This window comes from Kribbella sp. NPDC026611, from assembly GCF_040638345.1.
GTDB lineage: Bacteria > Actinomycetota > Actinomycetes > Propionibacteriales > Kribbellaceae > Kribbella.
On the sequence record NZ_JBEZYC010000004.1, the window covers coordinates 563,201 to 587,540 of the forward strand.

Annotated in this window: 20 protein-coding genes; 8 read left to right on the forward strand and 12 right to left on the reverse strand. The window is 65.0% G+C overall.

Annotated features, from left to right (window positions below; genetic code table 11):
* Nucleotides 1–3: 3 nt before the first annotated feature.
* Nucleotides 4–1,281, reverse strand: a complete 1,278-nt coding sequence (locus AB0E69_RS19835) for an acetyl-CoA C-acetyltransferase (RefSeq protein WP_360147505.1) — start codon at nucleotides 1,279–1,281, stop codon at nucleotides 4–6.
* Nucleotides 1,278–2,006: a TetR/AcrR family transcriptional regulator gene (locus tag AB0E69_RS19840; protein ID WP_360147508.1), complete on the reverse strand. Its 729-nt coding sequence runs from the start codon at nucleotides 2,004–2,006 to the stop codon at nucleotides 1,278–1,280. Before AB0E69_RS19840 ends, AB0E69_RS19835 begins: the two co-directional genes overlap by 4 nt.
* 98 nt (nucleotides 2,007–2,104) lie before the next feature.
* Between AB0E69_RS19840 and AB0E69_RS19845 the strand changes: the two genes are divergently transcribed.
* From AB0E69_RS19845 to AB0E69_RS19855, 3 genes are all read left to right on the forward strand, one after another.
* A complete protein-coding gene (locus AB0E69_RS19845) occupies nucleotides 2,105–3,430 on the forward strand; it encodes an acyl-CoA dehydrogenase family protein (protein ID WP_360147511.1) in 1,326 nt (441 codons plus the stop codon).
* 824 nt (nucleotides 3,431–4,254) lie between these two features.
* Nucleotides 4,255–5,187, forward strand: a complete 933-nt coding sequence (locus tag AB0E69_RS19850; protein ID WP_360147514.1) for a hypothetical protein — start codon at nucleotides 4,255–4,257, stop codon at nucleotides 5,185–5,187.
* The gene (locus AB0E69_RS19855; RefSeq protein WP_360147517.1) at nucleotides 5,124–7,277 is read left to right on the forward strand and encodes a hypothetical protein; all 2,154 of its coding nucleotides are present in this window, start codon (nucleotides 5,124–5,126) and stop codon (nucleotides 7,275–7,277) included. Before AB0E69_RS19850 ends, AB0E69_RS19855 begins: the two co-directional genes overlap by 64 nt.
* Before the next feature lie 351 nt (nucleotides 7,278–7,628).
* Here AB0E69_RS19855 and tmk read toward each other — a convergent pair whose 3' ends face one another.
* Genes tmk through AB0E69_RS19870 form a run of 3 tightly spaced genes read right to left on the reverse strand, consistent with a single transcriptional unit; the run spans nucleotide 7,629 to nucleotide 10,177 of the window.
* The gene (gene tmk / locus AB0E69_RS19860; protein WP_360147520.1) at nucleotides 7,629–8,309 is read right to left on the reverse strand and encodes a dTMP kinase; all 681 of its coding nucleotides are present in this window, start codon (nucleotides 8,307–8,309) and stop codon (nucleotides 7,629–7,631) included.
* Nucleotides 8,284–8,907 carry a 3'-5' exonuclease gene (locus AB0E69_RS19865; RefSeq protein ID WP_360147523.1) on the reverse strand — a complete coding sequence of 208 codons (624 nt, stop codon included), beginning with the start codon at nucleotides 8,905–8,907 and terminating at the stop codon, nucleotides 8,284–8,286. Before AB0E69_RS19865 ends, tmk begins: the two co-directional genes overlap by 26 nt.
* Nucleotides 8,900–10,177 (reverse strand): hypothetical protein, encoded by a 1,278-nt coding sequence (locus tag AB0E69_RS19870; RefSeq protein ID WP_360147526.1) that lies wholly within the window; start codon nucleotides 10,175–10,177, stop codon nucleotides 8,900–8,902. The genes AB0E69_RS19865 and AB0E69_RS19870 overlap by 8 nt, the downstream gene beginning before the upstream one ends.
* Nucleotides 10,178–10,419: 242 nt before the next feature.
* Between AB0E69_RS19870 and AB0E69_RS19875 the strand changes: the two genes are divergently transcribed.
* Nucleotides 10,420–11,697 (forward strand): helix-turn-helix transcriptional regulator, encoded by a 1,278-nt coding sequence (locus AB0E69_RS19875; RefSeq protein ID WP_360147529.1) that lies wholly within the window; start codon nucleotides 10,420–10,422, stop codon nucleotides 11,695–11,697.
* On the opposite strand, the gene AB0E69_RS19880 is transcribed toward AB0E69_RS19875, so the two are convergent.
* The 5 genes from AB0E69_RS19880 to AB0E69_RS19900 form a co-directional block, all read right to left on the reverse strand.
* On the reverse strand, nucleotides 11,680–13,371 hold the full coding sequence (locus AB0E69_RS19880) for a prolyl oligopeptidase family serine peptidase (protein ID WP_360147532.1): 1,692 nt from the start codon (nucleotides 13,369–13,371) through the stop codon (nucleotides 11,680–11,682). The two genes, AB0E69_RS19875 and AB0E69_RS19880, sit on opposite strands and share 18 nt — an antisense overlap.
* 788 nt (nucleotides 13,372–14,159) lie before the next feature.
* Nucleotides 14,160–15,119 carry a M56 family metallopeptidase gene (locus AB0E69_RS19885; RefSeq protein WP_360147535.1) on the reverse strand — a complete coding sequence of 320 codons (960 nt, stop codon included), beginning with the start codon at nucleotides 15,117–15,119 and terminating at the stop codon, nucleotides 14,160–14,162.
* Nucleotides 15,116–15,481 carry a BlaI/MecI/CopY family transcriptional regulator gene (locus AB0E69_RS19890; RefSeq protein ID WP_360147538.1) on the reverse strand — a complete coding sequence of 122 codons (366 nt, stop codon included), beginning with the start codon at nucleotides 15,479–15,481 and terminating at the stop codon, nucleotides 15,116–15,118. The genes AB0E69_RS19885 and AB0E69_RS19890 overlap by 4 nt, the downstream gene beginning before the upstream one ends.
* Before the next feature lie 50 nt (nucleotides 15,482–15,531).
* Entirely contained in the window at nucleotides 15,532–16,329 is a 798-nt protein-coding gene (locus tag AB0E69_RS19895; protein ID WP_360147541.1) for a methyltransferase domain-containing protein, read from the reverse strand.
* A gap of 32 nt (nucleotides 16,330–16,361) precedes the next feature.
* Nucleotides 16,362–17,561 carry a polysaccharide pyruvyl transferase family protein gene (locus AB0E69_RS19900; protein ID WP_360147544.1) on the reverse strand — a complete coding sequence of 400 codons (1,200 nt, stop codon included), beginning with the start codon at nucleotides 17,559–17,561 and terminating at the stop codon, nucleotides 16,362–16,364.
* 202 nt (nucleotides 17,562–17,763) lie between these two features.
* Between AB0E69_RS19900 and AB0E69_RS19905 the strand changes: the two genes are divergently transcribed.
* Together AB0E69_RS19905 and AB0E69_RS19910 are read left to right on the forward strand one after the other, a co-directional pair.
* Complete coding sequence (locus AB0E69_RS19905; protein ID WP_360147547.1) at nucleotides 17,764–18,195, forward strand: hypothetical protein; 432 nt, start codon at nucleotides 17,764–17,766, stop codon at nucleotides 18,193–18,195.
* 129 nt (nucleotides 18,196–18,324) lie between these two features.
* Nucleotides 18,325–18,831: a DUF2461 family protein gene (locus tag AB0E69_RS19910; protein ID WP_360147550.1), complete on the forward strand. Its 507-nt coding sequence runs from the start codon at nucleotides 18,325–18,327 to the stop codon at nucleotides 18,829–18,831.
* Here the strand turns inward: AB0E69_RS19910 and AB0E69_RS19915 are convergent.
* The gene (locus AB0E69_RS19915; RefSeq protein ID WP_360147553.1) at nucleotides 18,776–19,678 is read right to left on the reverse strand and encodes an MBL fold metallo-hydrolase; all 903 of its coding nucleotides are present in this window, start codon (nucleotides 19,676–19,678) and stop codon (nucleotides 18,776–18,778) included. The genes AB0E69_RS19910 and AB0E69_RS19915 overlap by 56 nt on opposite strands.
* Nucleotides 19,679–19,760: 82 nt before the next feature.
* Here AB0E69_RS19915 and AB0E69_RS19920 point away from each other — a divergent pair, with 82 nt between their 5' ends.
* Both AB0E69_RS19920 and AB0E69_RS19925 read left to right on the forward strand, forming a co-directional pair.
* Nucleotides 19,761–20,606, forward strand: coding sequence for a LysR family transcriptional regulator (locus AB0E69_RS19920; RefSeq protein ID WP_360147556.1), 846 nt, complete (start codon nucleotides 19,761–19,763; stop codon nucleotides 20,604–20,606).
* A gap of 144 nt (nucleotides 20,607–20,750) precedes the next feature.
* The gene (locus AB0E69_RS19925) at nucleotides 20,751–21,173 is read left to right on the forward strand and encodes an RNHCP domain-containing protein (protein ID WP_360147559.1); all 423 of its coding nucleotides are present in this window, start codon (nucleotides 20,751–20,753) and stop codon (nucleotides 21,171–21,173) included.
* Here AB0E69_RS19925 and AB0E69_RS19930 read toward each other — a convergent pair.
* The gene (locus tag AB0E69_RS19930; protein WP_360147562.1) at nucleotides 21,148–24,144 is read right to left on the reverse strand and encodes a hypothetical protein; all 2,997 of its coding nucleotides are present in this window, start codon (nucleotides 24,142–24,144) and stop codon (nucleotides 21,148–21,150) included. The genes AB0E69_RS19925 and AB0E69_RS19930 overlap by 26 nt on opposite strands.
* Between the last annotated feature and the right edge of the window lie 196 nt (nucleotides 24,145–24,340).

A 24,340-nucleotide genomic window follows, 5' to 3' on the forward strand; every position in this document is an offset into this window, starting at 1 on the left:
CTCCTACTTCTCGAGGATGGCGACGACACCCTGGCCGCCCGCGGCGCAGATCGAGATCAGCCCGCGACCGCCGCCGTTCTCGTCCAGTTGCTTGGCCAGCGCGGCCACGATCCGCCCGCCGGTCGCTGCGAACGGGTGGCCCGCGGCCAGTGAGCTCCCGTTCACGTTCAGCTTGTCGCGGTCGATCTCGCCGAGCGGCGCGTCCAGGCCGAGCCGCTCCTTGCAGAAGATCGGATCCTCCCACGCCTTCAGCGTCGACAGCACCTGGGAGGCGAACGCTTCATGGATCTCGTAGTAGTCGAAGTCCTGCAGCGTGAGGCCGGCCCGGTGCAGCATGCGAGGTACGGCGTACGCGGGGGCCATCAGCAGGCCCTCGGCGCCCTTCACGTAGTCGACCGCGGCCGTCTGCGAGTGGGTGAGGTACGCGAGCGGTCGGAGACCGTGCTCGGCGGCCCACTCGTCGGTGCTCAGCAGCACCGCCGACGCGCCGTCGGTGAGCGGGGTCGAGTTGCCCGCCGTCATCGTCGCGGTCTCGCCCTTGCCGAAGACGGGCTTGAGCTTCGCCAGCTTCTCCAGCGTCGTGTCGGGGCGGAGGTTCTGGTCCTTCTCGAGGCCGAGGTACGGCGTGATCAGGTCCTGCTGGAAGCCGCGGTCGTACGAGTTGGCCAGGTTGATGTGGGAGCGGTAGGCGAGCTCGTCCTGCGCCTCGCGGGTGATGCCCCACTCGAGCGCGGTCAGCGCGGCGTGCTCACCCATGGACTTGCGGGTCCGCGGCTCGGCGTTGCGAGGGATCTCGGGGACGATGTCCTTCGGCCGGACACGGGCCAGGACCTTCAAGCGGTCCGGGTACGTCTTGGCTCGGTTGAGGTCGAGCAGCACGTTGCGCAGGTGGTCGTTGACCGCGACCGGCGCGTCCGAGGCGGTGTCGACGCCACCCGCGACGCCGGCGTCGATCTGGCCGAGGGCGATCTTGTTGCCGACCAGGATCGCCGCCTCCAGCCCGGTACCGCAGGCCTGCTGGATGTCGTACGCCGGCGTGGTCGCCGCGAGCTTGGAACCGAGCACCACCTCGCGGACCATGTTCCAGTCGCGGGCGTGCTTGAGGACCGCGCCGGCGACGACCTCGCCGAGCTCCTGGCCGCCGAGGCCGGTGCGGTCGACCAGGCCGTTGAGGGCGGCGGTGAGCATGTCGGAGTTCGAGGCGTGCCGGTAGGTCTTGTCCTGGCGCGCGAACGGGATCCGGTTCCCGGCCACCACGGCCACCTTGCGAGGTTCGGTCACGATGTCTCTCCTGCTCTCGAACGAGCTCTGGGTTTCAGTGCTTTGCGGCCGACTGCGGTGGCCAGGGTGGCGGTGATGGCAGTCTCTCGCACCGTGCCGACATCCGCGTGGTGCACCACCGGGTGTCCCGGCTGCCCGCTCGACACGATCAGGCCCATCCTTGCCATGTGCAACGACCCGAGGGTCTGCGTGTAGAGGTGGTTGGCCAGGTACGCCGTGTCGACCTCGTCGAAGACACCGGTCCGCTGGCCGGCCTTGAGCACGGCCGCGATCCGGTCCAGCGGCGCGGCCATCGCCGTACCGAGTTTGACCATCACCGGCTCGGTGATCTCGCCGAACAGCTCCTCACCGGTCCTTCGGAGCAGGCTCATCGCGCAGTCGGTGAAGGCCGGGTAGCCGAGGCAGAAGTCGACGAACGCCTCGCTGAGGGCCTTGAGGCGGTTGAGCGGGGTCTTCCGGGTGTTGTCCGCTTGGTCGAGCTGGTCGTCGAGCTCGCTGAGGTAGTCGACCAGAGTGAGCGCGAACAGCTCTTCCTTGCCGGCGAAGTGGCGGTAGATCAGCGCCTTGTTGATCCCGACGCGCTTGGCGATGTCGTCGATCTGGGCGTCGATCGTGCCGCGCTCGTCGAACAGTTCGCGGGTGGCGCGGATGATGTCCCGCTCCCGGTCACGACGGCGCTCCGCCGTGGTCCGGCGGCGTCCGATCGCGAGCAGCGCGGAGCTCATGGGTTCGATCTTAGCCACAGTGGTACCCCTCGCTGCAAACGACAGTTACACTCGTCGGTAACATCGTACTTGCTTTCTTTCGTACAGTGAGGATGTCGATGACTGAGTTGAAGCCTGCCGTGTCGGCGGACGTGATGGCCCTCGCCGGAGAGCTCGGCGCCGAGCGCGCCAAGCCGGGCTGGAGCCACTTCTCGCTCGCGCTGAACGACGAGCAGCGCGAGATCCGCGACTGGGCCCACACCTTCGCCGCCGACGTGATGCGTCCCGCGGCCGCCGAGTGGGACGAGCGCGAGGAGACCCCCTGGCCGGTCATCCAGGAGGCGGCCAAGATCGGGCTGTACGGGCTCGACGCGAACATCAACCTCTTCATCGACCCGTCCGGTCTGCTGATGCCGCTCGTCCACGAAGAGCTGTTCTGGGGCGACGCGGGCATCGGGATGTCCCTCAAGGGCACCGGTCTGGCGTCCTCGGCGATCTTCTCGAACGGTACGCCGGAGCAGTGGAGCGAGTGGATGCCCCGCTGCTACGGGACAGTGGACGACGTACAGGTCGCCGCCTTCTGCTCGTCCGAACCCGGGGCTGGGTCGGACGTCTCCGCCATCCGCACTCGAGCTGTCTATGACTCTGTTAGTGACGAGTGGGTCATCAACGGGCAGAAGGCCTGGGCCACCAACGGCGGCATCGCGGACATCCACGTGGTCGTCGCGACCGTGGATCCTGCTTTGGGCACGAAGGGGCAGGCCGCCTTCGTCGTACCGCGGACTGAGGTCCAGGGCTTGGCGCAAGGCACCAAGCTGCGCAAACACGGCCTGCGTGCCTCCCACACCGCCGACGTCTTCTTCGACAACGTCCGCATCCCCGCGGCGAATGTGTTGGGTGGCAAGGAAAAGCTCGACGAACGCCTCGCCCGCGCTCGCGAAGCCGCTGCCAGTGGGGGAGAGCGCGCCCGCAACGCCTCGATGGCAACCTTCGAAATGACCCGCCACATCGTCGGCGCCCAAGCCATCGGCATCGCCCGCGCCGCCTACGAGGTAGCCCTCGACTACGCCAAGACCCGCGAACAGTTCGGCCGCCCGATCATCGACAACCAGGGCATCGCCTTCAAACTCGCCGACATGGCCCTGGAAATCGACGCCGCAAGGTTGTTGGTGTGGCGCGCCGCCAACATGTCCTCCGCCTTGATGCGCGGCGAAACCCCCGACTACCGCCACGGCGAAGGCTCCATGGCCAAACTCAAAGCCGGCGAAGTAGCCGTCAAAGTCACCGAAGAAGCCATCCAGATCCTCGGCGGCAATGGGTACACCCGCGAATACCCAGTAGAACGCATGCACCGAGACGCCAAAATCTACACAATCTTCGAAGGCACCTCGGAGATCCAGCGACTGGTGATCGCCCGAGCCATCTCCGGGATGCGCATCAGGTAGTACGCCCCACGCTCGCTACGCGGGGGCTACTTCGTCGCTCTGCTCCTCAACGCCCCGGCTCCGCGAGCTCCCACCCACCCCCGGCTTAGCGCCGTACCCTGCCGGCTACCGCCGGCGAGTTGCGGGCTAACGCCCGCGATCGACTACCCCGGGCCGGCGTGGTTTCGCATCGAACTGCTGCGCCGTCGACCGGGGGAGACCTCCCCACGCTCGCTACGCCGGGGCTACTTCGTCGCTCCGCTCCTCAACGCCCCCGCTCCGCGAGCTCCCACCCACCCCCGGCTTAGCGCCGTACCCTGCCGGCTACCGCCGGCGAGCTGCGGGCTGCCGCCCGCGATCGACTACCCCGGGCTGGCCTGGTCTCGCATCGAACTGCTGTGACTGTAACCGGGAGATGTCTCCGATCTCGCTGCGCGGGCGCTGCAAGAGGCTGAAGCCACCGTGCCGCTACCCTCTGCGGGCAGCGCACGCGACTACCCAGGCCTGCGGCGCACCACGACGTCGTCATGCAGGCGATCACTCCGGTGCGGGTTTGCAATTGTCGGGTGCATCGCAGAGTTTGCGATTGCGCTTCGCCCACGTGCTCACTCCTGTGATTCCGCCAGTTGGCGCGTCGAGTCCAGAGACTAGGGCACGTGATTCCTCACCGCTCGCGCTACTCAACGTTCACTAGGCAAGGGCCACGCGGAAGATCTCGTTGGCGAGCCGTGGGCGAAGGGTGCTACATGACGGCGACGCCGTAACCCACAGTAACGCTGGGTCTTGCGCCGACGCGACACCGTTGCCACACTGATCAACTTGAACCGTCGCTAGTCATTCAGACCATGCTCAGGGGGAAGGTAATGCGCGGCTCGCTATGGGCGAAGTGGGATCTGCATCTCCATACTCCATACTCGATCGTGCAAGATTACGGCGGCGAGCAGAATTGGCCGAGATTCCTCGATGAGTTGGAGTCGCTGGATCCCGCATTCAAAGTACTTGGAGTCAATGATTATTGGTTCCTTGATGGCTATGAACGCCTCGCCAAAGATAGAGCGGCCGGCCGACTATCCAATATCGATTGCCTTCTACCCGTCATCGAAATGCGCCTGAGTCATCTCGCTGGCGCAAATGAGTCTCTAAAAAAGATCAATCTGCATGTTTTATTTGATCCAAGTGTCAGTGCGGACACGATACGGAGTCAGTTCATCTCCGCGCTTACTCCATCCCTCAAGGTGGAGCAAGGAGAGGTCGATGCGTGGAGCGGCGTGGTAACAAAAGAAGCACTCGCCGATCTGGGCCAGTCAATAATCGATAGTGCGCCAGAGAAATATCGTTCATCATATGGCCCCCCATTGATGACCGGCTTCAGCAATCTCACCGTCGACTTTAACCAAGTAATCAATGCATTAAGGTCGCATTACTTCGAGAACAAACACCTTTTGATACTCGGCAGGGCGGAGTGGGCAAGCATCAAATGGGAGGCCGCATCGGCGGCGACGAAGCGCGATGTCATCAATCGATGCCAGCTCATCTTCACTGCTTTCGAAGATACATCGAAGTGGACTTCGCGTCGAGAAGAATTGACCGACGCGAACGTTCTGTCCAGGATTGTCGACTGTAGCGATGCTCACTACTGGTCTGATTCTAGGCAACCCAACCGGATTGGGAACTGTGAGACGTGGATGCGGACATACCAAGCTTTCGTGGTTTGGTGCACGCCGTCGAGGAGTTCGACTCTCGGGTGTATGTTGGTCAAAAGCCGCCGGACCTGCTAAGTCAAGAGGCAAGAGCGAACCGTATCATTTCAGAATTCAAGGCCGGTCCAAAGTCGGGATTTACGGGAACCGTTCCGATTGACTACAGTGTCGAGTTGAATCCACGGTTTTCGGTCATAGTTGGCAATAAAGGGCAAGGTAAGTCTGCGCTGCTGGACCTAATTGCGTTGGGTGGCAACTCTACTCGGACTGCCGATTTCGCATTCTTGAACTCGAAGAGGTTTCTTCGGTCCACCAATCATGACGCTGACGATATCGCTGTAACGCTGACCTGGGCCACGGGACTCAAGCGAACGGTCGAGATTAGACACGGGTATTCCGCCGCTGAGGTCGAAGAAGTTGAGTATCTGCCCCAGTCCTTGATCGAAAAGGTGTGCTCAAGTGACCCAAATTCTGCCACCGGACAGGAATTCGAGGCGGAACTAAGGCGGGTCCTGTTTACGCACATACCCATTGAGGATAGAGAGGAGTCGAACAGCTTCGACGAAATTCTCGAGAGGGGTCTCCGTGCGGTTGATCCGCAGTTGAGATCGAGACGGGCGAAACTCCGTACCGATGTCGAAGCTTACCTGAGCTTACTGGCGGAGCGTGCCGGGGCTGACCTGTCAGCGTTGCGCAGTCGCGAAGCGCAACTCATTACGTCGCTGGAGACTGCTACTGAGGAGCGAGCTCGCGCTGCATTGGCTCTCGAGCAATCCGCTATGTCCGGCGACCCCGAAACGCTGCGGCTGAGGGAAGAGTATGAGGTTGGACGGACCGCGTTCCTTGCAGCCGGTCAATCATTGACGGAGGCAAGAACTGAGGCTGCCCACTACGCCGCGAACGTGCGCGCGCTGGATGGTCTCGCGGGCAGACTCGAGGCGATCGTTGACGCCGCCACTAGCATCAACGACGAGTTCGCAGAGATTATCGTTGCTGAAGCGGAAGCGGAGTCATCCCAACTAATTTCCGTGAGCATCGATATGGCCATGGTCGAGGCGTTACGGAGTGCGTGGGTTGAGCGGAGAGTAGTATTAGATGCTCGGATCGCTCTCATTGGTGACGAGCAAACGGCTATCATCGCTTCACTTGCTGACATTCAGCGGAGGCTTGAAATCGGCGATGCTGACCGCGAGCAGAAACGCGCTCATCTAGAGGCGATACAACAGCGCATAGACTCTATAATTGGCTCGCCAGCGGAGCCTCAGACTTTGCGCGGCGTGCGTGCACTGATTTCGCGAGCCGAAGAACTGCCGTTTCTTATTGACAGGGCTGAGACTGAGGTGCTGAGCGGCGTCGCGAACGTGCACTCGTTGATCGTGGACCGCCTCACTGTATATCGCGGTCTGTATCGCCCTGCCGCGGAATTCGTGCAGCACAATCCACTGGCTGCGCAGGTTGGATTCGAGTTCGCGGCTAACCTGATCTTTGCTCCGTTATGGGAGTCGCTGTTTGAGGGCCTAGATGCGCGTCGAAATGCGGGCTTGATCTCCTATTTGGAGACGGTACAATCGACAGTTGAGCCGAACAACCCGGACAGCGTTGTTGCGACAATCCAGGGTATCCTGCTACGCCTCCGACATGATGGTGGAAACGCAAACGGTCGAGAACGGGATCCTGCCGCAGCGACCAAGAAGGCGACCTCAGTAGCGGATTATGTCCACCGGCTTGCATCGCTGCGTTGGATTGATACGCAGTTGACGATTACGAAAGATGGTCAGCTTCTCGAACAGCTTTCGCCTGGTCAGCGCGGTCTGATTCTTCTCCTGTTCTATTTAGTAGTCGACAACTCCCAGATGCCTCTTCTCTTGGATCAACCTGAGGAGAACCTGGATAATGAAGCCATCAAGACGTCACTCGTTCCAGCCATCCAATTTGCTTGCACTCGACGGCAGATAATACTCGTCACTCATAATGCAAATCTCGCGATCGTCGGAGATGCGGACCAAATTTTGCATACTACGATCGACGCAGATCGGCGATTCCATATAGCCGCAGGTGGCCTAGCCGAGTTCGAGCTAGGTGAGACGTCGATCGACATCTTGGAAGGAGCCCGCCCTGCATTCGCGAACCGCCAAGCCAAGTATTGGCGAGTTGTAGTTGATAGTTAGGAACGCGAGTCATGCTTTAATGTAGTTGTGTCACGTAGTAAGTTTCGATGTCGCTGAACCACTTCGCCTTGTTGGCCTGTCAGGCGTCCAGATTCGTCCTCGCAGTCCGGCAGATAACACACGCCTTCTGCTGTTGCGGTTGGCGGCTCCGCCGGAGACGGTGCCGCTCATTCCGTTGCGGCTGAGTCGGAAGCTGCGAGCAGGGCGCTGGTTCGCAAGTGGGGCGCGTAAGCTGCGGTCGCGCGAGACCTAGGCGGAGAAGCCCGACCGGGCATTGGCCGGTCAAGAGCCGGCGCTGCCAGCGTTCATGGGCAAAGTCGGACCTGGCGGGGGCCGAGTAGGTTTTCTGACTCACGCCCGTCCGGTGGCTCTGGTGTTGGCATGGCTCTCGGTAAGGAGTTGCTCGTGTCTTTGGCGGATCGCTTCCCGTACTCGGGCGGCGACTGCTCGCGGGGGCTGGTGGCTGGTGTCGATCACGATGGTCTGGTAGCCAGCCTGGTGTAGGACCTGACGTGCCTCTTCGTAGAAGCGGACCTCTGTTGTGCTGCTGTTGTCCTGAAGCTGTAGGCGGTTATGTGCGCCCTTGGCCTTCAGGCGGGCGGCGACTATCTCCGAGGTGGCGGTCAGGATGATTGACAGGTCCGGCCTGTCGGCGAGGGAGTTGAGGTTCCACAGAAAGTCGAGGTCGAGGCTGTCGAGGCGTTGCATCACGAGTGCTGAGGGGACATAGCGATCACACACGACCAGGTGCCCTGAGGCGAGAGCCGGCCGGACTTCGGCCTGTAGGTGGTGGTACCGGTCGGCTGCGTAGAGGCATGCCAAAGCTGGGCCGGTGACGGTGTCGGTGAGGTTGTAAGCGAGCTGTCCGATCGGGCCACGTGACGGTTCGACCGTGAAATGGACGACGCTGTGGTCCGTCTTGAGTAGCCGGGCCAGATGGGTCATGGTCGTGGTTTTGCCCACGCCGGACGGGCCGTCGATGGTGACGAACAGTCCGGCGCAAGGCTCAGAAGAGGGTCGCGGCTGCTTCATCGGCAGCCTTCTTCGATGTCGCCTTCGTCGCGGTGGCGTCGAGCAGTTCCGTGAGCGTGAGAGGTTCGCGGTCCGGAGGTGTTGCCAATTGGACAAACAGCCTGGCGCACACGATGGCGTCGTACGTGGCTCTGTGCGGAACCAAGTCTTGGGCTAGCCCGCTGGCTAGGCCGAAGGCGTCGACGAGGGCGCCGAGTTTGTAGGAGTCACGGCCTGGCAGAAATCGTCGGGCGAGCTTGAGGGTGTCGAGGACGTGAGGTGGTTCGTAGCCGTGCAGTTCACGGCTGACCACGCTGAGATCGATGTTGGCGTTGTGGGCGACGAACACTCGGTCGGTCAGCGCCGCGCGGAGGTCGGCCTCGATGTCGGCAACTGTCGGCGCGCCGGCGACGTCGTCGTCGGTGATTCTGTGGAAGCGCCGTGCCATCGGCGTGATCGGTCGAGGGGGACGGATCAGCCAGCTCTTCGGCTGGCCGATCGTGCCGTTGTCGATCGGAGCGACCGAGATCTCGACCAGATCGGGTGGTTGCTGTCCGTTCCCTTCGACATCGACGACGGCGTAGTTGAACGCAGTCCACGAACTCGCGGGTTCAGCCATTCGTCGTCGCCTCCCATCCGATGTCTGCGCGGCCGTGCCGGTTGAGGTGGTGCGGGTGCCCGGCGTCGTGGACCTGAAACGCGAACGCGTGCTGCAGGAAGTACCGGGGCTGCTCCGAAGCCAGCCCATCGACCCGCACTGCACGGTCGGTGATGTCGAGCACCTCCAAGTCTGCCGCCTCTGGCAGCGCGGCGGCTGCATTTAGGAACGCGCGCGTCGTCGGTACGTGGTGGGCACCGGCGCACAGTTGCAGCTGGGCCATTGGACAGATATCGCAGAGTTCGCGGATTCCGTAGTGACCGTTGTAGTCCGGCAAACCGTGCACGTAGGACACCGCGCAGGACGTCTTGCGGAACAACGGCGTGGCGCTGGTGGGCCGAGCAGCGAAGGCGTCGACCACGCGCCGGTCGAGTGTCTCAGGCACGATCTTCCGGCGCGCGGTGCCCTGGTACGGCTCCGGGATGCCGTTGGCTTTGTAGTACTCGGCGATCTGCTCGCGATAAAACAGCCCGGTGAACACCGTGGCGTCCGCAGTCCTGGACAGGTCGACTGCATCTCGCAATTGCTTGTCGGTGTCATTGAGGCCCGGCACGAGCGGTCGCCAGTACAAAATCGTTCGATAGCGACGCGGCTCTTCGGCCGAGCCGTATGCCGTTGCGCGGCGAAGCGACGCGGCAGCCACGGAGCTCGGATAGGGCTCCACGCGGCGGTCCTCGATACCTGAGTAGGTGAACAGCAGGGTCAGCTTGAGGTTCTTCAAGGCGTTCAGTCGTGTGCAGTCAGCGTCGCGGACGACTGCCCGGGTGATCACGAGGACGTGGTTGGTGAGGCCGCGGGTATCAAGCTCTTCCAGCACCGCGAAGAGATGATCACGCACACCGGCCAGGAACGGATCGGTCGATCGATTGAAGATCTGCAGCGGTGTCTGGTGGGGCTTGAAGTAGCGATGGCTGACCAGTTGCTCGACCGCTTCGGTGTCCGTCATCAATGCGGCCGGAGTGTTAGCGTCCCACAGCCCGTAGGTGTGGCGGATGCAGTACGCGCACCCGAGCGGACACCCTTGAACGTGGTTGAGCGAGAGCCCGGACTTGCGGTACTCGACGACTTCCTGAGCACGCGCCGGTAGCGCGGCTATCGTCTCGGCCGGCAGCAGCGGGACAAAGGTAACCATTCGGTTCTCCTCGAGTTTGGCGGAGTGGAACGGCAGGCCGACGCAGATGCAGGGATCGATGCGCCGGCCCACCGGCTGGAGGGCTCGCGAGTTGTCCACCCGCCCAGGTGGTCCGAGGGAAGTCAAGAAGCACCTTGACCTCGGCTGGTTGTAGGCGAACGATTGCGGTACGTAATCGAGTCTGAGCGGTTCGTCCGAAGGTGGTCGAGGGTTCTGATGCGGACAGACGGGTTGTCCGCATCGGAGCCCGACCAGATCTCGGGCCATTGGTTGGCTTGTCGAGATCATGGTCAGAACGGGGCCGTCGCTGGCTGTAGTTCGTCGAAATCGGAGGTGAGGAGGTGGCCCAGGCTCCTCGACCCCTGTCTCCGCAACTGTCTGTTCGCCATGCTTTTGGCGCTGCGGTCCGTGAGTTGCGGATCCGGCGAGGCCTGTCTCAGGCAGACCTCGGGGAGTTGGTCTTTGTCAGCAAGGATCAGATCGGCAAGATCGAGAAGGCGCTCCGCTGGCCACATCCGGAGTTGATCTCGATGCTCGATGCGACACTGGGCGCGTCCGGACTCTTGGAGGCATTTGGGCCGAGCCTGCGCTCGCAACGACAGGCGCGCCAAGAGCGCGCGCCCGGTGTCGAGTCTCTCGAGCGTGCGGCCCTTGACTGGCTGACGGTGGACCCAGGTGCGGTCCGCATTCTCGGGTCCGACAGCGGTCGACGGATCAATGAGGAAGACGTTGAGTCCGCGCGTCAGCAGTTGCTGAGCTTCCGTCAGCTCGATCACCAGCACGGTGGTGGCCGGATGCACCATGTGGTGTCCGGCTATGTCACGACGGAACTCGAAGCGCTTCTCGACGGCGTACCCATTGACGAGGGCACGGCGGCTGCCCTCTACGCGACCGCGGCCGGCTTCTGGGAGCTGATTGGCTACCAATCCATCGATCTCGGTCTCGACGGATATGCGCGCACCTGCTACTTGCGAGCGTTGCAACTGGCGTCGGCCGCGGGAGATCGGCTCTACGGCGGCTACCTGCTCTCGGTGAGCAGTGCGCACCTGGCGTTGCACGGTGGTGATGTGGACAACGCCATGCGGATGGCTCGTGTGGGGCTGCATGGCACGGCCGGCTTGTCGACGCCTGGGGTTCGCTCGGCGTTCGAAGCGGTGCTTGCGCGAGCGGCCGCTCGGTCCGGGGACGAGAAGGTCGCGACGAGTGCGTTGATGCGGGCCGAGAGCGACCTGGAGTCGAGCAGTCCGGAGTCAGAACCGGCATGGATCGCCTACTTCAGCCCCGCCTATCTGGCCGACGAGATGGCGCACTGCTTTCACGACCTCGGGCATCAAGGCCTGGCTCAAGAACAGGCGGATGAGGCACTGGCGCACGTTGGATCGGGTCACATCAGGCGACTCGCCATTGACACTGCCTTGATGGCTTCATCGCTGGCCAGAGCCGGCGAACCCGAGCAGGCTTGCACGGTCGGCATGCGGGCGGTGGACCTCGCCGCCCAGACATCGTCCGCGCGGAGTCGGCAGCGGGTCGGTGAGTTGTGCCAGGAGCTTGTGCCGTACGCGGGCCTGCAGTCCGTTGTGGAGTTCGGCGAGTACGTTCGGTCAGCCCTGCCGGGGTGAGTCGATGGCTCGTCGGAAGAAGGCGAGCTCGGCCTCGAGCACAGTGGTCGCGAGGTCTGGAGCCGCGAGGGTGTGACTGGATGTATCGAGGAGCATCAGTTCGTGGTCTGCGCCGCGAGCGTGCAGGCCCGAGGCAAGATCGGCAGTGTCCTGCGCTGAGGTGATCGCGTCTCGCTTGCCGTGGATCAGGAGTACCGGGCGTGTGATGTGGTCGGCCAAGACCGGTCCAGCACCTCCGGACAGCGCCACAGCGTGAGCGCGTTGGAAGCGAGGCACACTGTCCGCCCACCGCCTCGGATCAATGATGGGCGACCGTGCTGCGGCCGCGCGAAACGGGCCTGGCTGACTGACAGCGTGCAGGGCCGTGTACCCGCCTGCGCTCGCTCCCCAGATAAAGACCTGCCCTTCGATTGCCGTACCGAGGGTCAAGAGGTTCTCCGCGACGGTCCGGCAATCGGCGACGTCATCCAGTCCCCAGCGGCCGTACAGACTGCGCCGGAACTCGCGGCCATGTCCAGTGCTGCCGCGGTAGTCGACGTCGGCGACAGCAAAGCCGTTACGGGTGAAGAAGTCGATCTGCGGATCGCGACGGAAACTGGCCTCGTCAGTCGGACCCGGATGTGCTCGGACGATGAGAGGTGCGGTCCAGTTGTCCTCGGCCCCTATTGGCGGATACAGCAAGAACATGAGCTCGTCGAGCGACCGCTCTTCTGGCATCCGGACTGCATGGTCAGAAGGCAGTTCGCCGGCGACGGCCGAGCATGAGCCATCCCTCTCGACCACAACGACGGCTGGGGCCGTGGTTGGCGTTCCCGCGATGACAGCAATCTTGTCGTCCAGCGCTGCAAGATACGGCTTGATGGAGGTGAAGGGCAGGTCCAAGACCGACTGCCGGCCAGTGCTGCCGACGACCATCAATCGATCGCGAAGGCCTTCACGAATCCGGACGACAATCGAGCCGTCCGCGAGGAACACGTAGCTGCGGTAGCCCAGCTCCCACGGTGCCGCGGCACAGTCAGCCTCGACCGGCGCCACCGGGAAAGTGATCCGGCCGTCCCATCGATACAAGTTGAGCCAACCAGTGCGATCCGACATGAAGTAGAGATTCTCGTCGGGTCCCCAACATGGCTCGACCACCGACTCGTCGGGGCCGCCGGCCACGATGTGCGAGTCGACCCAGAGCCGCGTGCTGTCCCACGGCATTTCATCGAGGTCCCAGCTCAACCAGGCCAGCTTGTCACCGATCGGCCGCGGTGCTGCCAAGAATCCGGGGGAGTGTTCGAGAGTCCGAGTGGTACCGGTCGTCGTAGAGATCGCACAGATCTGATCGCCATCGTGTCCCTCGCTGACAAACAGCAGGTGATCGTCTGCTGCGATGAGATCACCGTAGGCGTCTGCTGAAGGCGGAGTGAGCGGTGTCGCGCCGGATGGGGCGAGCTGCCAAATACGTCCGTCGTGGCCCGACACGCCCCACAATCCGGTAGCGGCTGCTGCGAAGGCGCCTCCGCCGTACGCATGGATCTCGTTGTCAATATCGAAGTCACCAGGCGCTGCGAGCGATGGGCTGGCACCGGGACTCCAACGTTTCAGGACGTGGCGCTCACCGCTCGATTCCAGCCAGAACAAGCTGCCGGCGTGCGAGGTCAGGCCGTCGTACGTCGCCGGATGCGCCACTCCGCGATGATAACCGGGGACGTGCCGTACACCCGATCACGGTTGGGAGCGCTGGCTCGCGGACAGTGTCGCTGTCCGCATCGAGGTTCTCTCCTCGCCGGTCGTTGTTCTGCAGACTCGAGATGTGCCAATCGACAGCAGCAGAACACAGCCTAGGGAGCTCCAATCGATGCTCTGGAAGGTCCAACTCTGGCTCGGTGACGAACTGATCGAGGAACACGTCGCCCCGTCCGAGTTGGCGCAGCAGTACGCCGATGTAATCCGCCTGCGCATCCGGAACCTCCCCGGTCGTCGGCTGCGCTGCGAACCGGTCGGAGAGACCGAGGTCGCGGAGGACCGAGTCCGCGGCACTGAGTCTCCGGCGGGGCCACGCCGTGCCCAAGGACCAAGCATCGACGGCGACCTAAGGGCCAGGCTTGGCGCCGGATCCTCTTGGGAGGTAGGAGCCGCCGAGGCATGAGGAGATCAACCAGCGCGTGCCGGCGAGCGGCTGTATCAAGGGGGGTTCAGGTGGTCTCCGAGTAGGTGAAGGGGTACCGGAACTGAGGGGCGTGGGGGAGTTATGAGTAAAGCTGGGCCGTATTTGAAGGCTATTTGGTCTGCCATCGTAAGTGGGATTATTGCGTTTTTGTCGGCCATGCTTACGGCGCTTCAGGGGGAGCACAGTGGGTTTGGGACGATCACTGCGGGGCAGTGGGTGACTGCGGTGCTGGCCTTCTTTGTTGCCTTGGCTGGGACGGGTGTTGTCACGCGGCAGGTGCCGAACCGTCCGAGTGAGTGACGCTGTCTCAGCCGAGGAAGGGTGGGCACTCGATCAGGTTTGCGGCGAGTGCGGCGGGGGCGAAGGCCAGGAGGATGGGGAGGGTTAGGAGCGCGGCGGTGGCGCCGGTTGCGCCGATGCGGGGGACGAGGGGTAGTGGGGCGGGTGGGCTGAGTAGGCGTTCGACTCGCGTCAGGATTGAGCCGCCGGTTGCTGCTAGGCCGGCGGTCGGGGTGGGGCGGCAGCCTAGTACTGCGATGGCGGAGGCGAGGGTTTCGGCGGAGACGCGACGGGGGTCTTCGCCACCTTGGCGGGTTTGCGCGCCTCGTCGTACCGTGCGGTCGTCGGCGACGAGTTCGACGAGGTCTCCGGTGGCCTGGCGGATCCGGCGGAACAGCGGTAGTACGCCGAAGGCAGCGCGCAGTGTGTCGGCCCAGCCGACGAGCAGGTAGTGGCGGCCGGTGAGGTGTGCCGTCTCGTGGGCCACGACGGCCTGAAGTTCGGCGCCGTCCAGGATCGCGATCGCGCCGTCGGTGATGACGATGCGGCCCGCGCCGGGCAGACAGTAGGCGGCCGGGGTTTCCGTAGGTAGCACCGTTGCGCCCAGCTGGCGATCCTGGCGACCCAGCAGCGAGACGAGATCGAGGTGCCGCCGGGAACCCGCACGCTTTGCTGTCGACAGCCGCTGCAGGGTCAGACCCAGCCGGCCGAGCAGGATGAGTGGTACGACGATCGGCGCCGCCGCGAACGCCAGCCCGGTCTCTCCGCCGTGTCCGTTCAGGGCGGCCAGCCAGCCGTTGGCCATACCGTCGTCGGCGAAACAGGCGACGGTGGCCAGCAAGATGGCGAGGAGAGTCGAAACCGCGCTGGCGTGCCACAAGGCGAGCGCGAGCCGAGGCGACCTGTGCAGCCAGGTCGCGTCGAGCAGCCGGGGCGTGGCGACGGCCAGAAAGGCGGCGTACCCGAGGAGCGCGGCGACGACGGTCATGATCGGCGGGTGCCTCGGGATCGCAGGGCACGGCGGATCGCGTCAGCTTCCGCGGGCGAAGCGGACTCGACGAAGCGCAGCAGCGTGCCGGCCTGGTCGCCGCTTCCGGCGAGGATCTCGCGCATCAGCTCCGCGTTGTACTCCTGCCGCGTCGCGACCGGTGCGTAACGGTACGCGCGACCTTCACGTTCTCTGGTCAGCCAGCCCTTGCGGTGCAGGTTGTCCATCACGGTCATCACGGTCGTGTACGCCAGGTCCCGATCCTTGTTCAGGTCGTCGAGGACCTCACGCACGACCGCCGGCCGGCCCCAGGACCACAGCCGCTCCATCACCGCCGCTTCGAGCTCACCGAACCCACGCACCGGATGCTCCCTTCGGTGTACACCCGCACGCTACAGCATTGAAGACTATCTCAAGTAGTAGCAGGCCGGGCCGCGATCAGGTACGCCGTACCCAACCATCGACGTGCGCCGCGGCTGATGGTGGTGTCCGGCCGGTCGCGCCAGCGCCGCGTCCATCGGCGTACGTAGCCGTCCAGCGGAGGCAGCAAGGCGTTCACGTCGTAGTACGCGGCGTCGATCTCCTCAAGTCCCGCAGCACCGAGCAGCCGGGTGAGCCGGCGGTGGGACTTGGCGCGTATTCCGGAGGCTGCGATGGTATGGCACTGGTCAGCGGGTCGGCCCAGCAGGCGTTCGACGCGTCCGACGAGGCGTACGGCGGGCCAGTAGACGCACCATTCGAACAGGCGGTACGGGCTCAGCGGATTGAGCATGGTGACGATGACGAGGCCGTCGGCGCGGACGACGCGTGCGAGCTCGGGCAGTGCCCTGCTCAGGTCGACGTACTCCAGCACGCCGGCCGCGATGACGACGTCGAAGCGCGCGGCGGGGTACGGAAGCTGCTCGATGCTGGCGAGCGAGAGACTGACCTGGTCCGTTCGGCCCGCGTCCGCGAGCTTGCCCGCGGCGGTGTCCAGCATCTCCGCGGAGATGTCGCAGGCGCTGATCCGGAGGTCGTCCGGCCGCGTCCTCAGCAGGTGCTCGATCAGGACGCCCGGACCGCACCCGACGTCCAGCAGTTCACCGCTGCGCCCCTGGAGCGACGCACTGATCAGATGAATGCGCGACTGGTAGTACCGCGCCTGCGGTCCCCACCCTTCATGTGCCGCCCGGTACCTGCCGACGACCCCCGGATCCCTGAACCACTCCACCGTGCCCACCCCCCTGACTATCGGGACTCCAGTCAGAACAGCGCTGCTGCCAGTTCGGTGAGGTGGTCGTCGAGGCGACGTGCGTTCTCGTCGCTGCGCTCAGCCAATGCCGGGATGAGGCTGTCGCGATCTGACAGCGCGGTCTCGAGCTGCTTGGCGAGTACGTCGACGTCCAGGTCCTTGACGTTCTGAACCAGGTCGCCCGCGCCCATCGCGGCCATCAGTGCGGCGTGCTTCTGTCCGTACGCGATCGCGATTGTCGGCTTCGCGAGCTTCACTGCGAGCAGGACGGTGTGGAAGCGTGTGCCTACGACGGCGTCGACGGTGGCGAGTTGGCGCATCACATCGTCGGCGGTCTCGGGCCGGTCATAGCTGATCGGTACGTCGGCTCCCGCGCCGGCCCGGACGGCGGCGCGGATGCCCAGCGCAACGGCCTCGTCGTCCGCGTCCCCGATCAGCAGCCTGACCGGACGCCCGGACTCGATCAGCCGGCGGACGAATGCGGTCATCTTCGTGACGTACTCCGTGTGTACGCGATCCGCCTGGTGCCGGTCCTCGGGACCTCCGTAGTACGCCATCACGCCGACTCCCACCGCGTCGGTCGCACCGGGCAGATCCGGCGGCACCGGGAGGGCGAACGCCAGGTCTGGACAGACCTTGTCGGCCGGGTCGGCCAGCCCGATCTGCTGCGCGGCGCCGAGGGAGTCCTGATCGCGGAACGAGCGGAAGCTCGCGAGCCGGCCGGCCGTCACCAGTAGCTTCCGGGTCAACCCTTCCTCGACGACCGATGCGCCGACGCCGACCAGCGCGATCTTGGTACGGAACAGCCGGCCGGCCACCGACAGCACGAAGAGCGCGTACGGCAACTGCCACGGTCGCTGTGGCAAATTGGACTCGAGCACGCCCATCCCCGGGACGATGACCACGTCGTGCCGGCGTACCCACGCGGCGATCCGACAGGTGTCGATGACCGCGCCCAGCCCGATCTTCGCGAGTGTGATCACCGGGCGCGCAAGTCGCAGCCGCGACGTCATCGGAGCGTGCATCCACAGCAGTTGCCCAGCAGGCAGACCGTAGTGCTCGGTCAGCCGGGCAGGGCCCGAGCACAGAGCGTCAACGGTCGCCTCCGGCGCCGTGGTCGCGAGGAAGCCCAGAATCGTCTCCATACTCGCGTCGTTGCCGAGATTCCCCGCCCCGAGCCGTCCGAACAGACCCACCCGCTGTGTACGCACGTCACCACGAACCCCCATGCCAGCCCCCTCAAGCCGTCACTCTATCTCCTATCGAGGATAGTAGTTACGGTTGAACCCCTGAGCAACACATGTCCGGCTGACGTCCAGGCCGGTTGCTATTGCAGGTGCGTGACACAGTTGGCGGTCGCGACTGGTCGGCCTCGATCCTGGTGGCTCGGATGCTGAGGTGCGAGGAGGCACTGTGGGAGCTTCGGGGTGGGACTACGTGGTGGCGTACGACGGTGACGTTGCCGCGGCGCTGGTCGAGTGTCGTACGCGGACGTTTGCCGACGGCGATCTGTACTGGGACGAGGATCTCGGTGACAAACCGGCGACTCTGGCCGAGCTTGACGTGCTCCGTGAGGACGAGGAGTTCTGGGAGGTTGGGACGCACTCGATTCTCGACATGGATCGGGTGGTCGGCAGCGACGACGAGGACTACGAGGCAGCGGTCCGGGAGCTGCCGGAGATGGTGGCGCGCGAGATGTTCGGTACTGCTGCGCCTAGTCGTGCGGAGTTCGAGGCCGCGGGGTCCGGCCTGCCGTACCCGCAGCGCTGGAGCGGTTACTACCAGCTGCTGTACACCGATGGGAAGCCGACCGAGATCGCGTTCTGGGGGGTGTCCGGCGACTAAGTTGTGACGGTGACGTTCGAGGGGTGGCCCAGGGACGCCTTTGACGTGTTGTTGCGGCTGGAGGGGGAGCCTTCGGCGGAGGTTAGGCGGGATTGTCGGCGGGAGCGGGAAGAGTTGGTTCGGCGGCCGATGATCGAGTTGCTGAACGTGGTGGCCGACGCGGATCCGGTGTACGAGGACTTTTCGGTCTGGGGGTACGGCGAGGTGCTGCTGCAGGCCTGGCAGCGGCAGAGCGCGATTGTTCGGCTGGCGCGGAACGTGGAGCTGGGAGTCCGGTTCGACCTCGACGGGCTGGAGGTCGGCCTGGCCTGGTGGTACGCGCCGTCGAGCCAGATCGAGCGCTATCGAGCCGCAGTTGCTGCCCCTGGCCCCGGTCGCCGCCTGGTCGCCGTACTGCGTGCCCTCGAGCGGTCCGGCTTCACCATCTCAGGCGATCTGCTCAAACGGCCCCTTCGAGGTTTCCCGGCAGACCATCCACGCTCAGAGCTTCTGCGTCACAAGTCGCTGATCGCCTCCCGCCCGCTGGGCTGCGACGACTGGATCCACACCCCATCCGCAGCCACCCACGTCCTCACCGCCTTCACCCAGCTACGCCCTCTGACCCGTTGGCTCCTCGAGCACGTGCAGAGTGCATAGAGGCGATGGTCGGACCGATCCACTCTTCGCCGGTCCAGGTGGGGTGCTGAGCGATGAGGAGAGGACGGAGCTCGGCGATGATTTCCTCGAGAGAGGCTCGGCGGTGATCGACCTGCGCCAGTAGATCTCGCAGATAGTCGGCGAGTTCGACCAGGAGCTGCGAGGTGCTGATCCCGCCGTGGCCGGGGACGACGAGGGCTGGAGCAGTGGCGACCACGCGCTCCAGGACGGCCAGCCACCCGGTCGCGGAGACGTCGGTGTCGTGCGGTGGGAACCAGGGGAAGATCGGGAATTGGTCGGTCTCGGCCAGGTCGCCGGTGAACAGGGTGCCGTCGACCTCGATGACCTGATCGCCTTTGGTGTGTCCCTGCCCAGTGGGGCGGAGGCGGACCACGCGGTTGCCCAGGTCGAGTTCGTGCAGGTCGTCGTACACGACGTCCGGCACTGGGACCTCGACGTCCTCCAGCCGCTCGGCGATTGCGCCGCCGAAGCCGCGGAACATGGTCAGGTACGCAGATCCCTTCAGCGCAAGGTCCGCGGCCTGAGCGCGGTTGACGAGGTACGTCGCGTGGCCGGCGAACGCCTGCGCTCCGAAGGCGTGCTCGGGATGGAAGTGCGTCGTCGTGAGGTAGATCCGGCGACGTCCGGCGACACGTGCCGCCAGGTCGAGGACCTCGACAGCGTTGGCGTTTCCGAGGCCTGTGTCGACGACCAGGACGGCGTCCGTGCCGCAGATGATGCCGATGTTGGGGACCAGGTCGCCGTTGTCGTTCGGGATCACCAGGACGTCGGACGCGACCTCAGTGACGTTGGCGACGTGGACAGCGGGGTCGGCGAGCGGTGTCATGCTCCGATTGCACCGTCGCCGGACGCCGGCCGTCCAAGACCGATCCCGCTGACCCGATACCGTGCCGGTATCGTCCCAGGTCATGGAGCTGCGGACCCTGCGGTACTTCGTCACCGTCGCCGACGAGCTGCACTTCGGCCGGGCCGCCGCGCGCCTGCACATGAGCCAGCCGCCGCTGAGCCGCGCGATCAAGCAGCTCGAGGCTGAACTCGGCGCCGTACTCCTGAACCGCTCACCGACCGGCGTCAGCCTGACCTCGGCCGGCGCGGTCCTTCTCCGCGAGGCCCGAGCCATCCTGGAACGCGTGGACGACCTTGGAAGTCGCCTCGCGGCCGGTACGTCGGTCCTCACCGTCGGGATCCTCGGGGACAGCACCGACGAGGGCGCCCTGCGGCTGGCCGAGGCGTACCGTCAGCGTCGCCCGGACGTCGAGGTACGCATTCGGGAGACCGACCTCACGGATCCGACCTGCGGTCTGCATGCAGGCCTCGTCGACGTGGCCCTGACGCGTGGGCCGTTCGACGAGACCGGGCTTGTGGTTCACCAGCTGCGAGCAGACCCAGTCGGCGCCGTACTGCGCGCCGACGATCCGCTCGCCGATCGGACCGAGTTGAAGGTCGCGGACCTCGCCGATCGACGCTGGTTTCAGTTCCCGGACGGTACGGATCCGCTGTGGCAGGACTATTGGAACGCAGGCGAACCTCGCGACAGGCAGACGGTCCGCTCGGTCGAGGAGTGCCGGCAGGCCGTGCTGTGGAACGGCAGTGTCGGGCTGAGCCCCCTCGGCCATCAGCCGCCGGTCCAGCTCGTCGTCGTACCGCTGGCCGACCTGCCGCCGAGCCGCGTCGTGATTGCCTGGACCAGGTCGAACCCGAACCCGCTGGTCGAGCCCTTCGTCCAGCTCGCCGTCGCTGCGTACCGCGGCTGAGCCCGGCGAAAGGTTAATCGGTTGACGGTGTACGCCGGCTGCTGATCTGCTGTGAGGACGTGCGCCGGAGGAGCCGGTGCGGACCGGAAGGAGGAGAGCCATGTCTGTCCTGTCCTGCAGCTTTTCTCTGAAAGGTTCTCTGGTTTGGCTTTCGCATGTTCGTTCAGTTGTGAACACTGCGGCGTAGAGGTCTCCCTCGACGCCCCTGGCACCACCCATCGCAATCACTGCCCGAGTTGTCTGTGGTCCCGTCATCTGGACCGCAACGTCCCCGGCGACCGCAAGGCCGACTGCTCCGGCGGCATGGAGCCGATCGCCGTCACTGTCCGCGGCGAGGGCCGCTGGGTCCTCATCCACCGCTGCACCAACTGCGGCCGCCTCCGCCTCAACAAGACCGCCGGCGACGACAACGTCATGCTGCTGATGCGACTGGCGGCCTTACCACTGACCATGCCGTTCATCCCGTTCGCGGCCGAGCCGGAGGCCGGCGGGGACGGCGTACCGCCCCCAGTCCGCAAGCCGAGGGCCCGGAAGGCGCGGGCTAATGGGCAGGCTTCAGCAGGTTGAGGAGTTCGTTGAGGCAGGCGTAACCACCGGGCCGGACAGTGGGGCACTTCGTTGCCTGTTCGTCGAGGGCGCTCGTCAGCCGGTTGATGCTGTCCTGGGACAGCGTCCAGCCGAGGGGCGCCTCGACGGACGGCTGGGTGACGGGCGTCGCGATCACGACACCGTTCGGTACGGCGCTGTGTACCGCCCAGACGGCGGCTCGGCACGCGTCGGGCTCGGTCGACGGGCACGGCTCGTCGATGCTCGTCGCGAGGCGTTGCAGCCAGGTTCCCGACGATGCCTGGACGTCCTTGGCATGCAGTCCGGCGAGCGGGACGAACAGTTCGGTGGACAGGCCGTGCGGAGGGTGGACGATGTCGGTTCTTGCCTCGTCCTCGAGGAAGAGCACGACCGGTACGACGAACGGTCCGTCGTCCTTGACCTCGGCGTTGTGGCGCCGCACCACCTCGAGCAGTTGCGGCGCGATGTCGGAGAGGCTGCCGAGACCGGACGCATCGGCGTACCCGCCGTCGATCAACTGGAGATCCTGATGGTTCATGCACTTCTCGATCCGGCCGCCGGGGGTGACCGTGGGGAAGCGTGCGGACAGCATCGCGGCGGTGGCCCAGGTGATGCGATGCTGGCAGGTCCCATAGAGCGCCTGCAGATCCAGCGAGGCCGGCGGTTGGTTGATGAGTCCGCTGCAACTCGCCGTGTCGGAGCCTGCGGCCAGATCCGTCGCAAGATCGACCTGGCTGACCAGCACGCGGCATCCGGAGCTCGCGTCGGCTGAGTTCATCAGCAGCGCACCGCCGGGGCCGGTCGTCTCCGAGTCGTAGGGACGTGCGAGCGACGGGATGCGCGACTCCCAGTACGTCTCCATCAGTCCGGCCCGATCTCGCCAGTGCCACGTCGGCTGTTCACTGTCGGCCGGCATGTTGGCGTACGACGGCACGCGTAAACCGCTGGCTGACGCGACCATGTCGCCGACGAGCAGGCCGGCGATCGCGGCCGCGAGGCTGTGCTCGTCAGCGATCTTCGTGGTGGCCTCCAGCGCGTTCGGCTCGTTCCGGGCGATCGCCAGTCCGATGGAGCCGCCGCTGACGCCGCTGGACAGAAACACCTGGTGGAGACACGCCGCCGTCCCCGAGGTCCCCGGCTGCGAGGCGCGCAGTTTGTCCATCACACCGGCAGTCCAGGCGGCCGCCCGGACGCCGCCACCACTTGCTGCGACAAGCACCATCGGGCGAACGACGTGCCCATTTGCCGTGTGTGTACACGCCGCGGCCGGATCGTCGAGCCACTGCTTGAACGATTGCTCGAGGTCGACGCGAGCGCTGCCACCGAGGAGGGCGTCGGTGCCGGAGACGCGGGCCTGATGGAGATCGGGATCTCCGCCTGCGTGTGATTGATACAGCAGAAACAGGAGTAACAGGGTGAGAAGCGGAGTTGCCTTGAGCCTCAGCACCCTGAAGATCGGCAGCGGCTTGTAGCGCTGCAGGCGGACGATGAGGAAGCCCAGTAGGAAGGCCCAGCTGCCGAGCGTCAGTCCTGTCGTCGCCACGACCCCCACCGCCGGGGCGATGGCCAAAGGAAACACGAGCAGCACGGCAAGCCAACCGACCGCGATCAGGACGATCACGAACGCCGCACGTTTCCTCGAATCCTGATCCTTCGGGGACAGGAACTTTCTTACTTTCGTACCGAAAGCAGAACGTCCGGCGTCGTTCGCCGGAATCCACTCGGACCCACTGCGGGTGGACAGGTCGAGCCAGGCGCAGAACCTGGTCGCCCACGGCACCGCACCGAACGCCATCACGCCGCCGATCGCCGCCGCGGCGAGCTCGAGGAACCAGAGCCCCCAGCGGTCCTTGGGGCCCAGCAAGATCGGCGCGAGCAGCGAGCGGACCAGTCCAAGACCGGCGAAGACCACGACGCAGGTCGCGAGAATGTCACCCGTCGCCCAGACATCTCGGGCGAACGTCCTGGGCCGCTCAACCTGGAGCTTCGGTTCCCACCACAGCGGGCGACCCCGAAGTTTGGCAACCAGAGAAGCCACCAAGGACAGCAGGACGACCAGCGCCGGAGCGCCGAACGCGACGATCACGAGCGACCAGTCGATGATTCCCGGTACCTTTCGCCAGGCAAGGACTACCGCGACTGCCACCGGGACAACCGCGGTGACGATCCACCCGCCCCATACCCATGTCCCCGGCTCTGGGTCCGTCGCGCGGGACACCTCCGTGGATTCCAGGTCGCGATGAGCCGGCCGCCAGACCTGGACGGTCCAGATTCGCTCTGTCCGCTGCCGGCCCAGCACGAAGAGGTAGCCACCAACGATGCCAGCGGCAACCAATGCCAGGAGGAGGTGCACCACGCCCGACGCTCCACCCGCGAACCAGGAGCGCTGTACGTCGGGGAGTTGGTCCCAGATGTTCCGCCCTGGAACGAGTGAGAACGCCGCGAGTACGACGACAACGGCAAAGGACAGCCGCTGAACCTTGAGCGCCCGGGCGGCACGCAGAACAGCTTGCCCGAGGACGGCACGCAGCTTCCTGTCGAGCGCGATGGCCAGGATCAGAAGTCCACCGACCACCCATTTGGCGACGGCGACAACAACGACCAGCCACGGGTACCACGCCGAGACCGCGCCGTGGTAGACGCAGAGGCCTCCGACCCACAACAGCAGAGTCTCCGTGATCTCGAGCCAGAGCAGGGAGCGAAGGAGCCGCCCGGGACGGAGTCTGGACTTTACGAACCACTGCGCAAGCCGGGCCGGCATCCTTTGAGCAGCTGCGGTCCTCTGGTCCGTCCGATGGCCATGATCGATGAACAGGCCGAGGAGTCTCAGGTAACCAACGTAGAGACCGATGTCGAAGGTCGCGTGCAGGATGATCCAGAGGGCGACAGCGTGCCGGCCGTCGGTCAGCCCTGACCAATCGCTCCACGCGGTACGACCGGCGATCGCTCCGATCCCGACCACGTCGGTCACCGAACGACTGTCTCCGGTCGAGGTGAGCGCGCCCGTGACCAGCCGGTCCGTCTCGGCCATCGCAACGGCGCAAGAGATCAGCAGAACCGCTGCGAACCCGACTCCTCGCCAGCGCCTCAGTCTCTTACTCGTTGGCTGCATTCGAGAGCCTGCCTGACTTGACATGCACAACGCCTCTCGCACCGAGGCTACGTAC

Coding starts and splice junctions, on each gene's coding strand:
- AB0E69_RS19885 (WP_360147535.1), bottom strand. CDS start 15,119: ATGACCGTCGTCGCCGCGCTCCTCGGGTACGCCGCCTTTCTGGCCGTC.
- AB0E69_RS19920 (WP_360147556.1), top strand. CDS start 19,761: ATGGAGCTGCGGACCCTGCGGTACTTCGTCACCGTCGCCGACGAGCTG.
- AB0E69_RS19865 (WP_360147523.1), bottom strand. CDS start 8,907: ATGGCTGAACCCGCGAGTTCGTGGACTGCGTTCAACTACGCCGTCGTC.
- AB0E69_RS19845 (WP_360147511.1), top strand. CDS start 2,105: ATGACTGAGTTGAAGCCTGCCGTGTCGGCGGACGTGATGGCCCTCGCC.
- AB0E69_RS19910 (WP_360147550.1), top strand. CDS start 18,325: ATGATCGAGTTGCTGAACGTGGTGGCCGACGCGGATCCGGTGTACGAG.
- AB0E69_RS19840 (WP_360147508.1), bottom strand. CDS start 2,006: ATGAGCTCCGCGCTGCTCGCGATCGGACGCCGCCGGACCACGGCGGAG.
- AB0E69_RS19850 (WP_360147514.1), top strand. CDS start 4,255: ATGCTCAGGGGGAAGGTAATGCGCGGCTCGCTATGGGCGAAGTGGGAT.
- AB0E69_RS19915 (WP_360147553.1), bottom strand. CDS start 19,678: ATGACACCGCTCGCCGACCCCGCTGTCCACGTCGCCAACGTCACTGAG.
- tmk (WP_360147520.1), bottom strand. CDS start 8,309: ATGAAGCAGCCGCGACCCTCTTCTGAGCCTTGCGCCGGACTGTTCGTC.